The 12380-nt window shown below is 53.7% G+C and carries 17 protein-coding genes and 1 other annotated feature; of the genes, 14 read left to right on the top strand and 3 right to left on the bottom strand.

Going from position 1 to position 12380, the window contains the following annotated elements; translation table 11 throughout:
• Window positions 1–24 precede the first annotated feature (24 nt).
• From dhaK to ACRQV7_RS14185, 4 genes are all read left to right on the top strand, one after another.
• Window positions 25–1014 carry a dihydroxyacetone kinase subunit DhaK gene (dhaK, locus tag ACRQV7_RS14200; protein ID WP_275713324.1) on the top strand — a complete coding sequence of 330 codons (990 nt, stop codon included), beginning with the start codon at window positions 25–27 and terminating at the stop codon, window positions 1012–1014.
• 115 nt (window positions 1015–1129) lie between these two features.
• Window positions 1130–1753 carry a dihydroxyacetone kinase subunit DhaL gene (gene dhaL / locus ACRQV7_RS14195; protein WP_275713326.1) on the top strand — a complete coding sequence of 208 codons (624 nt, stop codon included), beginning with the start codon at window positions 1130–1132 and terminating at the stop codon, window positions 1751–1753.
• A gap of 21 nt (window positions 1754–1774) precedes the next feature.
• Window positions 1775–2155, top strand: a complete 381-nt coding sequence (gene dhaM / locus ACRQV7_RS14190) for a dihydroxyacetone kinase phosphoryl donor subunit DhaM (RefSeq protein WP_275713328.1) — start codon at window positions 1775–1777, stop codon at window positions 2153–2155.
• Window positions 2156–2370: 215 nt separating this feature from the next.
• Complete coding sequence (locus ACRQV7_RS14185) at window positions 2371–2601, top strand: hypothetical protein (protein WP_444658708.1); 231 nt, start codon at window positions 2371–2373, stop codon at window positions 2599–2601.
• A gap of 39 nt (window positions 2602–2640) precedes the next feature.
• Here ACRQV7_RS14185 and ACRQV7_RS14180 read toward each other — a convergent pair whose 3' ends face one another.
• Window positions 2641–2850, bottom strand: a complete 210-nt coding sequence (locus tag ACRQV7_RS14180) for a DUF378 domain-containing protein (protein ID WP_038325962.1) — start codon at window positions 2848–2850, stop codon at window positions 2641–2643.
• A 264-nt stretch (window positions 2851–3114) separates the two neighbouring features.
• Between ACRQV7_RS14180 and ACRQV7_RS14175 the strand changes: the two genes are divergently transcribed.
• From ACRQV7_RS14175 to ACRQV7_RS14140, 8 genes are all read left to right on the top strand, one after another.
• Complete coding sequence (locus tag ACRQV7_RS14175; RefSeq protein WP_444658706.1) at window positions 3115–3405, top strand: DUF2087 domain-containing protein; 291 nt, start codon at window positions 3115–3117, stop codon at window positions 3403–3405.
• A gap of 66 nt (window positions 3406–3471) precedes the next feature.
• The gene (locus ACRQV7_RS14170) at window positions 3472–3732 is read left to right on the top strand and encodes a hypothetical protein (protein ID WP_444658705.1); all 261 of its coding nucleotides are present in this window, start codon (window positions 3472–3474) and stop codon (window positions 3730–3732) included.
• Window positions 3733–3788: 56 nt separating this feature from the next.
• Window positions 3789–4024, top strand: a binding site (T-box leader).
• A gap of 59 nt (window positions 4025–4083) precedes the next feature.
• Window positions 4084–5754 (top strand): biosynthetic-type acetolactate synthase large subunit, encoded by a 1671-nt coding sequence (ilvB, locus tag ACRQV7_RS14165; RefSeq protein ID WP_444658703.1) that lies wholly within the window; start codon window positions 4084–4086, stop codon window positions 5752–5754.
• Window positions 5755–5770: 16 nt separating this feature from the next.
• Window positions 5771–6259 carry an acetolactate synthase small subunit gene (gene ilvN / locus ACRQV7_RS14160; RefSeq protein ID WP_275713334.1) on the top strand — a complete coding sequence of 163 codons (489 nt, stop codon included), beginning with the start codon at window positions 5771–5773 and terminating at the stop codon, window positions 6257–6259.
• Window positions 6260–6279: 20 nt separating this feature from the next.
• Window positions 6280–7479 (top strand): threonine ammonia-lyase, encoded by a 1200-nt coding sequence (gene ilvA, locus ACRQV7_RS14155; protein ID WP_444658701.1) that lies wholly within the window; start codon window positions 6280–6282, stop codon window positions 7477–7479.
• Window positions 7480–7498: 19 nt separating this feature from the next.
• On the top strand, window positions 7499–7873 hold the full coding sequence (locus tag ACRQV7_RS14150; protein WP_444658699.1) for a RidA family protein: 375 nt from the start codon (window positions 7499–7501) through the stop codon (window positions 7871–7873).
• A 245-nt stretch (window positions 7874–8118) separates the two neighbouring features.
• The gene (locus ACRQV7_RS14145) at window positions 8119–8334 is read left to right on the top strand and encodes a helix-turn-helix transcriptional regulator (protein ID WP_141826396.1); all 216 of its coding nucleotides are present in this window, start codon (window positions 8119–8121) and stop codon (window positions 8332–8334) included.
• The gene (locus ACRQV7_RS14140) at window positions 8321–8767 is read left to right on the top strand and encodes a hypothetical protein (RefSeq protein ID WP_444658697.1); all 447 of its coding nucleotides are present in this window, start codon (window positions 8321–8323) and stop codon (window positions 8765–8767) included. Before ACRQV7_RS14145 ends, ACRQV7_RS14140 begins: the two co-directional genes overlap by 14 nt.
• Window positions 8768–8802: 35 nt before the next feature.
• Here the strand turns inward: ACRQV7_RS14140 and ACRQV7_RS14135 are convergent, their stop codons facing one another.
• Both ACRQV7_RS14135 and ACRQV7_RS14130 read right to left on the bottom strand, forming a co-directional pair.
• Window positions 8803–9621 carry a putative ABC transporter permease gene (locus ACRQV7_RS14135; protein ID WP_444658695.1) on the bottom strand — a complete coding sequence of 273 codons (819 nt, stop codon included), beginning with the start codon at window positions 9619–9621 and terminating at the stop codon, window positions 8803–8805.
• A 55-nt stretch (window positions 9622–9676) separates the two neighbouring features.
• The gene (locus ACRQV7_RS14130) at window positions 9677–11050 is read right to left on the bottom strand and encodes an oligosaccharide flippase family protein (protein ID WP_444658693.1); all 1374 of its coding nucleotides are present in this window, start codon (window positions 11048–11050) and stop codon (window positions 9677–9679) included.
• 239 nt (window positions 11051–11289) lie between these two features.
• Here ACRQV7_RS14130 and prmA point away from each other — a divergent pair, with 239 nt between their 5' ends.
• Both prmA and ACRQV7_RS14120 read left to right on the top strand, forming a co-directional pair.
• Window positions 11290–12207, top strand: coding sequence for a 50S ribosomal protein L11 methyltransferase (gene prmA / locus ACRQV7_RS14125; RefSeq protein WP_444658691.1), 918 nt, complete (start codon window positions 11290–11292; stop codon window positions 12205–12207).
• A 2-nt stretch (window positions 12208–12209) separates the two neighbouring features.
• Window positions 12210–12377 (top strand): hypothetical protein, encoded by a 168-nt coding sequence (locus ACRQV7_RS14120; RefSeq protein ID WP_444658689.1) that lies wholly within the window; start codon window positions 12210–12212, stop codon window positions 12375–12377.
• Window positions 12378–12380 lie beyond the last annotated feature (3 nt).

Below are 12380 nucleotides of genomic sequence, written 5' to 3'. Positions count from 1 at the left end.
AATAAATGACAGGAGGCGTTTTTTGTGAAGAAGTTAATTAACAGCGTGGACAATGTGGAACAGGAAATGATTGTCGGCATGGTAAAAGCGTATCCTAATCACGTCAGGAAACTGGACTGCGGCAACGTGGTCGTCAGGGCTCACAAAAAAGAAGGCAAGGTGGCGCTTATCAGCGGCGGCGGCAGCGGCCATGAGCCTGCGCACGGCGGTTATGTCGGCGAGGGAATGCTTGACTGCGCCGTAGCGGGGGCGGTGTTCACTTCTCCCACTCCTGATCAGATTTATGAGGGCATCAAAGCCATCGCTACGGATAAGGGCGTGCTGATGGTAGTGAAAAACTACACGGGCGACGTCATGAACTTCGAGATGGCGGCGGAAATGGCCGAAGCGGACGGGGTCAGCGTAAAATACGTGGTGACCAACGACGACGTGGCGGTCAAGGACAGCCTTTACACGACCGGGCGCCGCGGCGTTGCCGGAACCGTGTTTGTCCATAAGATTGCGGGCGCGAAGGCCGAAACCGGGGCGGACCTGGACGAGGTCCACCGCGTGGCGCAGAAGGTCGTGGACAATGTCAGGACAATGGGCATGGCCCTTACGCCCTGTACCGTTCCCGCGGCCGGCAAGCCCGGTTTCGAGCTCGGCGAGGACGAAATGGAAATCGGAATCGGCATCCACGGCGAGCCGGGCACCCACAGGGAGAAAATCAGGAGCGCGGATGAAATTGTCACCATGCTTCTGGATAAGATCGTAGCGGACATTGATTACAGCGGCAAAGAAGTTGCGGTTATGATCAACGGTTCCGGCGCGACGCCCCTGATGGAGCTCTTCATTGCCAACAATAAGGTCCATGATTACCTGACGGAAAAAGGAATCAAAATTTATAAGACGTTCGTCGGCAATTACATGACCTCCATTGAAATGGCGGGCTTCTCCATTTCCCTGCTCCGTCTTGACGAAGAGCTCAAGGAGCTTCTCGATGCAAAGGCCGATACCCCTGCGTTTAAACAATAAAGGTTTGCTGTGTGCGGCGGGGCGCACCGTTCCGCCGCATAATTTTCATCTGGTTGCATATCTATCATTTATTATTGAATGATATGGATATATCTTTTGAGAAAGGGAAATCATTATGACGGACAGCAGTAAAGTAATAGAAATACTGAAACAGATCGGCGAGCAAATTCAGATGGAAAAAGATTTTTTAACGGAACTGGACAATGTCATTGGTGACGGTGACCATGGAATCAATATGGCCAGAGGATTCAAAGAGGTAGAAAAGAAACTGGCCGATCTCTCCGGGAAGGATATCGGGTCTATTCTGAAAACGGTCGGCATGTCGCTGGTTTCCACCGTGGGGGGCGCTTCGGGCCCGCTTTACGGAACCGCGTTTATGAGGGCCGGCGTCGCGGTCGGCGCGAAAACCGAAATAGACGGCAGCGACTTTATTGCCGCGCTGGAAGCCGCCATCGGCGGAATCGAAATGAGGGGAAAGGCGCACGAAGGCGAAAAGACGATGCTGGACGCCCTGATTCCCGCGCTGAATGCCATTAAAAAAAGCTATGCGGAAAATAACGACTTTAAGGCTGCGCTCGCCCAGGGGGTGGAAGCCGCTGAAAAGGGCGTTGAATATACCAAAACCATTATTGCAACAAAGGGAAGGGCCAGCTACCTTGGGGAAAGAAGCCTTGGGCATCAGGACCCGGGAGCAACCTCCGCCTGCTTAATGCTGAAAGTAATCGACAGAATGTTATAAAGTTGTCAGGAAAGGTTCAATATGGTAGGAATTATTATTGTATCCCACAGTCAAAAGCTTGCCGAAGGCGTTGCCGAACTGGCAAAGATGATGGCGGCCGACGCGCCGGTTGTTCCGGCCGGGGGCCTTGACGACGGTACCTTTGGCACCAGCTTTGAAAAAATCAGTACAGCCATAGACTCCGTGTATACCGATGACGGCGTAGTGATCCTGATGGATATGGGCAGCGCGGTCATGACGGCGGAGATGGTGATTGAAAATATGCCCGAACGAAAAATACGGATGCTCGACTGCCCCCTGGTAGAGGGTGCGGTAGTAGCCGCGGTCGGCTCCAGCGCCAACCAGAGTCTGGAGGAGATCGCCGAGTCCGTACAGGATGCCGCTTCAGAGAAAAAGCTCTGAAATTAATTTTTGATTACTCCTTTACTTATTCCATGTTTCGACACACACCATAGCAGCAGGCACATCGTTTCGTATGACATGAAACGGTGTGCTTGTTGTTTTCCGGCACATTTTTTCGGCTCTGCGTGAACGGCTTTTCTGAAAGGGCGGTATAACGCCATCCGCTTTGGGAATAGTAAAAATGTCCCCAATGCTATGGAAAAGAGGAGAAACTCATGAGTAAGAAATACAGTATTACGAATATGAACGGCGATACCGAGAATGATGAGAAAAAATGTGGCCTCACCGATATGAACTGCCTCGGCCAGGATGTCAACAGCGCTTATCCCAAAAAGGACGATAAAACATCGTCTGACGAATGGAAAACCAGCGGATCATCGGCCGGAAAAGGAAAAGATTCTGTCGAAGCCACACCTGGCGACAATATTCCGGACAACAACAGATAGCAAAAAATAAGCCCTCCCATTTTTTCGGGAGGGCCTCCATTATGTGGTTTCGCGGACGGCCTCGTCGTCTCTGAACAGCAGTGAAATACACCAGATCGCGGCGATTGCAACCAGTACATAAATGATCCGGCTGAACATTCCGGACTGACCGCCGCCGATCCATGAAACAAAGTCAAACTGGAAAATACCGATGGACCCCCAGTTCAGACCGCCGATGATAACCAAGAGCAATGCGATTTTATCTAACATCTTTTTCACTCCTTCTTTTTTATTATAATCGTTTTTTCACCTGTTTATTCACTCCGGAGCCCGGCCAGGACAACGATGTATCTACAGCATTTCCGGAGTTGACTCTGCAACAAGGTTACGTTCCTCCCCCGCCGAAGGCGGGGGAGGAACGTGTTCTGTCTTGCAAACTGAAATGGAATTGCCATCATTCAGAAATCATATCTGCTTGACATTTTTAAAATGCAGGGTAAAATTGACAATAGGAAATATAACAGGAGGATCAATATGGAAACGATTGATGTCACGCCGGAAGAGGAAGAAAAAATATTAAATAATGTTTTCATTTCGTTAGAACCCTTAAAACTAAAGGTGATTTCTTCCAAAGCGAAGAAAAAAGCGGTTATTTTTAAAAAAATAGCGGGCCAGTTTGAAAAGGGAAAACACTATACGGAAATGGATGTCAACGGAATTCTAAAGGGGATTTATCCGGAAGACTATTCCACCCTGCGCCGCAGTCTGATTGATCTGGGATATATGGACAGAAAAAGCGACGGAAGCGAGTATTGGCTCAAATAAAAAACCTTTAAGGCCGGTTTTGCTGCAACTGGAAGGGCGGCACATACTTTTGGAAGGGATGAGCGTATGAGAAAGGCAGCGGGTGTTCTGATGCTGTGGGCGGTGGTGCTGACGATTTGCGGGCCGGCTTCTGCGGCCGCGGTGCCGGGCGTGACGAAAGGCGGCGCAGCTTCCGCGGAAAGCCTGGAACCGTCCGTTATGCCGTACTTTACCAATCAGCCCGTAAGTCCCGACATCATGCCTTATGATACCGATCAACAGGTCGATCCGGCTATTGTGCCGAGCCAGAGAGATTCCGCCGTGCGTTCGGCCGGTGCGGTCAAGTGATTTTGATAAAATACTTGACAAGCAGGGCGGAATATAATATGCTATAAACCAATAACACAAATGCGCAGATGGGGACAGAATGCATCCTTTCCGCTCACAGAGAGCCGTCGGCAGGTGAAAGACGGCGCGGTGAATGCAGGATATCACCCCGGAGCAGGCAGCTGAACAGTCGCTAAGTAAGTACGCCCGGTTTCCCACCGTTACAGGGGAGTGCATTGTTTGATGCATGCTGAGATGCCGGTTTTCCGGCGAATTTAGAGTGGTACCGCGAAGGTAAGTCTTCGCCTCTATGCAGGGGCGAAGGCTTTTTTATTTTATCTGAGGAAGATGTGTCTTTAAGGAGGAATACGAATGCAGTTAACAGGGGCGCAGATCATTATGGAATGTCTGCTGGAGCAGGGCGTGGATACGGTTTTCGGCTATCCGGGCGGGGCGGTGCTGAATATTTACGACGCGCTTTACGAGTACAGGAATAAGATCAACCATATCCGCACCGCCCACGAGCAGGGCGCGGCCCACGCGGCGGACGGTTACGCGCGGTCGACCGGAAAAACGGGGGTCTGTATCGCAACATCCGGCCCGGGCGCGACCAACCTTGTCACAGGAATCGCCACCGCCTATATGGATTCGGTCCCGATGGTCGCGATTACCGGCAACGTAAGCTGTGACCTTCTGGGGCTGGACAGCTTTCAGGAAGTGGATATCACCGGCATCACCATGCCGATCACCAAACATAATTATCTGGTGAAAAATATCGAGGACTTAGCCGATACGATCCGCAAGGCGTTTTTGATTGCCGGTACGGGCCGGAAAGGGCCGGTGCTTGTGGATATTCCAAAGGACGTAACGGCGCAGAAATACGAATATACGCCGCAGCCGCCGCTCCCGGCGCCGAGGGGAGACTTCCCCTGGGCGGAGCGCTTCGAGCAGGCTTTGGAGATGCTCCGGACGAGCGAAAGGCCGTTTCTCTATACGGGCGGCGGGGTCATTGCCGCGGAGGCCTACGGCGAGCTGAAAAAATTCGCGGAACTTCTCGACGCGCCCGTTTCCTCTTCGCTGATGTGTCAGGGCGGCTACGACCAGACCGACCCGCGCTATATCGGAATGCTGGGCATGCACGGAACGAACACGGCGGCCCTCGCCATTAAAAACTGCGACCTGCTGATTGCCGTGGGAACACGCTTTTCCGACCGCGTGCTGTGCAACGCGAACCTGTTTGCGCGGCACTGCCCGATTATCCAGATTGAGATCGATACGGCGGAATTCAATAAGAATATCGACGTGGACCTGAAGATGAAGGGCGACGCCAGAGAAATTCTGGCGCACCTCAACGGGATGCTTTCACAGCGTCAGCACAAGCTGTGGATGGAGGAGATCGCGGAGTGGAAAGCGCTGTATCCGCTGGTGCAGGAAAGCACGTCGGAGGAAGAGGTCCTGCCGCAGGAGGTTCTGGAAACCCTTGACCGCCTTACGGATTCCGAAGCGATCCTCGTTACCGAGGTCGGCCAGCACCAGATGTGGACGGCGCAGTTCTACCGGTTCCGCACCCCCCGGCACTTTGTCAGCTCCGGCGGGCTGGGGACCATGGGCTTCGGCCTCGGCGCGGCGATCGGCGCGCAGGTCGCAAACCCCGGCAAACGCGTCATCAACATCGCGGGCGACGGAAGCTTCCATATGAACTGCAACGAGCTTTCCACCGCGGCGCAGTACAATATCCCGGTGATCGAGCTGGTCTTCAACAATCAGGTGCTCGGTATGGTGCGTCAGTGGCAGAAGCTTTTCTACGGCGGCCGCTTTTCGCAGACGACGCTGGACAGGACCACCAATTATGAAATGCTGGCGCAGGCGTTCGGCGTGAAGGCGTTTACCATCAGCCGCAGAAGCGAAATCGAACCGGTGCTGAAGCATGCGCTTGCCCTGCGGGAACCGGTCCTGATCAACTGCCATATCAATCCGGACGTCAATGTGCTGCCCATGGTACCGGCGGGCGGCTCGGTGGAAAATCCGATTCTTGAAATGTGAGGAGCGACAGATTATAATGAATCATGATAACGATAAAGAATATGTATTGTCCGTACTCGCCAGAAATAATCCGGGCGTTCTTCTGCGGATCGCCGGGCTGTTCAGCCGCCGGTGCTACAACATTTTGAGCATTGTCGCGGCCCAGACGGAAAACACGGAATACTCCCGTATCCTGATCGTCGTTTCGGGCGACGACCGCATTGTCCGCCAGGTGGATAAACAGGTGAGCAAGCTGGTCGACATCAAGGAAGTGACCGTGCTCAACCGGGAAGAGGCCGTCGTGCGCGAGCATCTGCTTTTGAAGGTGGAGCGGAACCTGCAGAACAGCGAAAAGCTGGTGGAAATCGCGAATGTGTTCCACGCCGGTATTTTAAATGTACAGCCGGATTCCATGATTATGGAGCTGACCGGCGACGCGAATACCATCAACTCTTTTATTGAACTGTACAATCCGTACAATGTCCTGAAAATCCTGCGCACCGGCGCAATGGCCATGATGAAATAATAATCGTTGGGGGTATCAGCTTGTTGACGTTAGATCAGGTTTATCACGCCGCCTATGTTTTAAAGGGAGTGATCCGCGAGACGGCATTGATTCACGCACCGCTCATCAATCCGGAAAGCCAGATTTACCTGAAGACCGAAAATCTTCAGATCACCGGTTCGTTCAAGGTACGCGGCGCATACTACAAAATATCTCAGCTGACCGAGGAGGAAAAGGCAAGGGGCGTGATCGCCTGCTCCGCCGGTAACCACGCGCAGGGCGTGGCGCTTGCCGCCGCGAAAAACGGGATCCGGTCACTGATCTGCATCCCGGACAGCGCGCCGATTTCCAAGGTGGAGGCGACCAAAAGCTACGGGGCCGAGGTCTGTCTGGTCAAGGGAGTCTACGACGACGCGTATCAGAAGGCCTGTGAGCTGCGGGAGGAAAGCGGCGCGACCTTTATCCATCCGTTTGACGACGCGCAGGTGATCGCCGGCCAGGGGACCATCGGGCTGGAAATTCTAAGTCAGCTGCCGGATGTGGACGCGGTGATCGTCCCGGTCGGCGGAGGCGGGCTGATTTCCGGCGTTGCCTACGCCGTCAAGTCGCTGAACCCCAACTGCAAGGTGTACGGCGTACAGGCCGGCGGCGCGCCCAGCATGGTGCAGGCTCTCGCCGACAAGCAGGTGGAGGCCCTGAAATGCGTTTCTACCTTTGCGGACGGAATCGCGGTAAAATGCCCGGGGGACACGACCTTTGACATCTGCAGCAAATATGTCGACGGGGTGGTCACGGTTACGGACGACGAGATCGCCACGGCGATTCTCACGCTGATCGAGCAGCAGAAGCTGATTGCCGAGGGGGCGGGCGCGGTGGCCGTTGCGGCCGCCATGTTCAATAAGGTTGATGTGAAGGGGAAAAAAGTGGTATGCTTATTGTCGGGCGGCAATATCGACGTGACCATCCTGTCCCGCGTCATCAGCCGCGGCCTGCTGAAAGCCGGGCGATCGGGCGACCTCGTGATCGCCATGGTCGATAAGCCGGGCCAGCTGAAGGACGTTTCCGCGATCATTGCCGATCTGGGCGCCAATGTGGTCAGTGTCCATCATGACCGCGGCGGGGAGAATACCGGCATCAACGACTGCTACCTGCACATCCGCATGGAGACCAGAAACCATGAGCATCTGGAACAGATCCGCAGGGCGATCGTCGACGCGGGATACCATATCAGAAATATGTAATAAATTGGAGGATGACAACATGAGTCAGGTCATTTCAACAAAAGACGCGCCGGCCGCCATCGGCCCGTATTCCCAGGCGATCGGGGCGGGCAATACCGTATACCTCAGCGGGCAGATTCCGATCATTCCCGCGACCGGGGAGATCGCCGAGGGCGACATCACCGTGCAGTCCGAACAGGTCATGCATAATATCGCCGCGGTGTTAAAGGCGGCGGGCGCCGATTTTACAAACGCGGTAAAAACCACCTGCTTTTTGGCGGATATGGCCGATTTCTCCGCCTTCAACGCTGTCTATGGAAAATACTTTATAGGCAAACCCGCGCGTTCCTGCGTCGCCGTGAAGCAGCTTCCCAAGAATGTGCTGGTGGAAGTCGAAGTCGTCGCGGTGAAGTAAAAAATTGGTTGTGCCGGCCTCTCTCAAAGAGGGAGTCAAAAAGACGTCGCGTGACGAATCGATCACTTAGGGACCTGCTTTTCAGCAGGCCCTTTTTTCGTACAGCAAAACAGCCGGAGGGATCCAGTGAACTGAGAGCCTCTCTCATAAAGCAATTAATTTTGGATATTATGTAATATATATTTGACATTATGCATAATATATGATATACTGCGTGTATCGGAAGTGCAAAGGAGGAATTTCGGTTGGGCAAGAATCTTCGCCTGAAATCCGCAAGGGCCGCGCTGGATATGTCGCAGAAGGAAGTCGCGGAGGCGGTCGGGGTCACACGGCAGACCTTAAATGCTATCGAAAACGGCGATTATAATCCATCGGTAAACCTGTGCATTGCCATATGCAGGGTTTTGGGGAAAACATTGGATCAGCTATTTTGGGAGGATGACGATCATGAAAAAAATTGAATTTGACGAATTGCAGCAAAACAGACGCTACCGGTACGGTTATCAGTCTTTTGTTCTGTTATCGTTCCTAATCCTCATGGATACGTTTATCGGCGGACTGGGCTTTGTGTGGATGGAGCCCCCGATGAACACCTTTATTCTGTTGCTGGCCGGGTGCACGTATTTTATCTGCCGCTGCATCTGGGGCGACGCGCTGGTAGGCCCGAAGGAAACGCCCCGGCGGGTCACCGCCAAAACGGCCGCGGTGATCATTTTGGCTGCTGCCGTTGCGGTGATTGCCGCGGGATACGGGCTTGTAAGGTACTCCTATCAGTTTTCCGCCGGAGCGGGCGGAAGCGGGGGAACGCTTACTCTGGCCTGTACGGCGATGTGGTCGGTCATCGCGCTGGTCTTTGCAGTGAAACATTTTATAAAAAGAAACCCGGAGAGGTAAAAAAAGGGCCGCCGATTCATCGGCGGCCCTTTGATTTATCCGCGGCGGATATTCTTCGTCTTTTCCCGGATGATCTCTTTCATTCTCTGCAGGGATTCATTGGAACGCATGGATTTCATAGTTGGGAACGCGCTGATAATGCGGCATTGAAGGCACTTGACGTCCGCTTCAATTTTATCCTTCTTTTCGTAAAGCTCACTCAGGGCTTTCTGATAAGCCGCTCTCGTTTCCTCATCGATCAGGCACGCCAGCGCGGACTGCATGGTTTCAATTTTATCCGCTTTAAAGGCCGCGGCCCTTTCTCTGATTTCATCCAGCACCTGCTGCATTTCGTCCAGCTTTCCGTTCAGCTTGAAGGTGGTGTAGACGGACAAAGTGGTGTCACAGACAAAGTACAGCACAAAAATACCGGCTGCCCAAGGCAGAACCGTTTCAGGAACGGATTCCAGCAGGTCCAGGAGCGTCGGGTGGATCAAAAGGATGCCGACCACACACATCACGCCGAACAACAGCGAATTTTCAAGGCAGATCCTGCCCTGAAAATGATATCGATGGGTGGAATAGTCCCAGTATTTTGTATGGAATATTTTTTCAAGGGCGAATCCTGTCCCGTATTCCAGCAGGGTCGTGATGACGACCCCGGCCAGATAAAGAACGACAAGATTGTCCTTAAAGGGCGTCAGGGCGGACACGACGACCACGCCGCCTACGCCGTAAATCGGGCAGAACGGTCCGTTCAGGAATCCGCGGTTGACGAATTTTCCGACGGGGACGGAACAGAAAATACTCTCAGTCAGCCAGCCGAGGAAACTGTATACGGTAAAAACGAGAAATAAGATCCAGAAATTATCCATTTTTCTCCCTCATTTTGCAGGATAGGTATAAGTTTAACTGCTTACAGCCATTTTGTCAAACTGCAAAACAAGGCGCTTTCTGAAGCAAGAGAAGCAAATAATACAATAGGGCGGCCAGAACCGCCGGAGTGAGAATCCAGCTTACCACATCCACCTCTATGGCGGTCACCTTCAGCAGCCGGTTGATGCTCAGGGAAGCGTTGTAAATCTCGCTCATAAAAAGGATGGCGATATAGGCCCGGATGCCGAAAATCGGCACCAGCCCCGCGATCAGGAGGACGCGCATCACCGAGTCGCTGAAATTGTATTTGAGGGAATACAGCTGCTGGTCAAGGCCCTTGAGCATCCCGTCCACCACGCTGTCAAGGTACATCAGCGGAAGAATCGGCGCCATAATGCGCAGAATATTTCCCACCTGTGCGCTTTTATAAAACGCCATTCCGATACTGTCCGCAAATACGATGAGGACCGAGGTCATCAGAAACGAAAAGGTGAGTGTAAAGCGCATCGCCTTTTCAACCGACCTCTGAATCGTCACCCGTTTTCCGCCCGCGTTGGCCTCCGCCATTTCGGGAATCAGCAGCATGGACAGGGCGGCGAGAAAGGCGGAAGGGAAAAACAGAATCGGCATCACCATGCCCTGCATGGTCCCGTACTGCGCCAGCGCGCCGCTGTCCCCGGCGCCGTATTTTCTCAGCCCGCGGGGAATGAGAATGTTTTCGGTGCTGCTCAGCAGGCTGCGGAAAAAGGAGCCGAACAGGACCGGGGCCGCAATATGAAGGACGCTTTGGAAAACGCCGCTGCTTTTCGTTTTGGAAAGGCCGCGCCGGCCGGCGAAGACAAGGTACAGCACGACGATATACGCGCAGGAAAAGACCTCGCCTATGGTAGAGCCGAGCATCAGCGCCTCCAGCGGCGCGGCGAGCCTGGTGAACAGGAAAATAGAAGCGCCGATAGTGACAAACTGCTCCAGCCACTCGCCGCACGCGGGAACAATCGTGTTGCGGATGGCAAGGAAATAACCTTTCAGGCAGGAGCATATCGCGATAAAGGGAAGGCTTGGCGCCAGAATCCGCAGCGGCGCTGCGGCGACGGCGTCGCCGATAAAATGTATGGAAATAAAATCCGCACAGGTAAACAGCGCCCCCGCCGCCAGGAGGCTCAAAACAAGCGCGTAGCAGACACAGCGCCGGATGCTGTCCCTGGTGCCGCGCCCTTCCGCCACAAGGCGCGTGACGGCAAGGCCCACCCCCGAGGTGCTCAGGGTGATGCCCAGAACAAAGACCGACAGGATCAGCTGATACAGTCCCATGCCGGACGCGCCGATTTTTGAGCAGATGAACACCCGGAACCAGATGTTGCTCAGCCGCAGAAGGACGCTGCTGGCGGTCAGGATGACCGCATTCAGGTAAAAAACGCGCTTTTTCATTCGATTAACACCTTTAATAAACTTCATTAATCAAGTGTATTCGCGCGCCCTGCAAAATAAGTCTATAAATTTTCAGAATCCTGGGTTATAATGAAAAGGAAACAGCCGGGAAAGCTTTGCTTCCCCGGCTCAGACTGACGACAAAGTTGTGCAACCGCAAAATTGCTGTGCAATTCTGCTTTCTGCGTTGGCTTGCACAATTGTCGCAGTCTGACAGTATAAGACAGCAGGAGGAAACAATGGACTGGACGGAAGTAACGGCAGAAGTGGACGCAAAGGAGATTGACAGGGCCGGCGACATTGCCCAGATGGTGGTGCCGTACGGAATTTATATTGAGGATTATTCGCATCTGTGCGAAGAGGTGGAGGAAATCGCGCACATCGACCTGATCGACGAGGACCTGCTGAAAAAGGACCGCTCAAAGGCAAAGGTGCACGTCTATATCAGCCCGGAGGAAAACCCCGCGGAGGCCATCGCCTTTTTAAGCGAGCGCTACAACGCGGAGGGAATCCGGCATACGATCACCACGGCGAACTGTGTGGAGGAGGACTGGATCAACAACTGGAAAAAATATTTCAAGCCGATTCCGGTGGGCAAAAAGCTTTTGATCCGTCCCACCTGGGAAGAGGAATACGATGCCGGAGACCGCAAGGTGCTCCACCTGGAGCCGGGGCTGGCGTTCGGCACCGGCACCCACGAAACGACGCGCCTGTGCATGGAGCTGCTGGAGGAAACCGTTACGCCCGGCTGCGAGGTGCTGGACGTCGGCTGCGGAAGCGGCATCCTTTCCGTCGCTGCCCTGCTTCTGGGCGCACAAAAGGCCGTCGGTGTGGACATCGACGCGCTCGCGGTCAAGACCGCCGAACAGAACGCTGAAATCAATCGGGTGGCCGACCGCTTCACCGGTATCTGCGGGGACCTGACCGACAAGGTCAGCGGAAAATACAACATTGTCGTCGCGAACATCGTCGCGGATGTGATCATTCTGCTCACAAAGGACATCGAGCGGTTTCTGTATCCGGATACGGTTTATCTGATGAGCGGAATTATCGACACCCGTGAGCGGGACGTTCTGGACGAGGTGGAGAAAAAGTTTACAATCGTCAGCCGCAGGACTGAAAAAGGCTGGGTCGCCCTCGCGGCCAAAAGGAGATAAGCATGCTACTGGAAAACGGGACGGACACCTGCAGCTGTCCGAAGATCAACTGTGAGCGCCATGGGAAATGCGCCGAGTGCCTCGAGCATCATCAAAGCCATAAAAAACATCCGCCGTACTGCAAGCGCGCCGGACGTACAAAAAGCAAAAAAGAGAACCCGCCGGACTGAAAA

The organism is Caproiciproducens lactatisolvens, assembly GCF_052443335.1.
Taxonomy (GTDB): domain Bacteria; phylum Bacillota; class Clostridia; order Oscillospirales; family Acutalibacteraceae; genus Caproiciproducens.
Note: the sequence above shows the minus strand (reverse complement) of the source record. Positions and strands in the feature narration are given on the sequence as shown.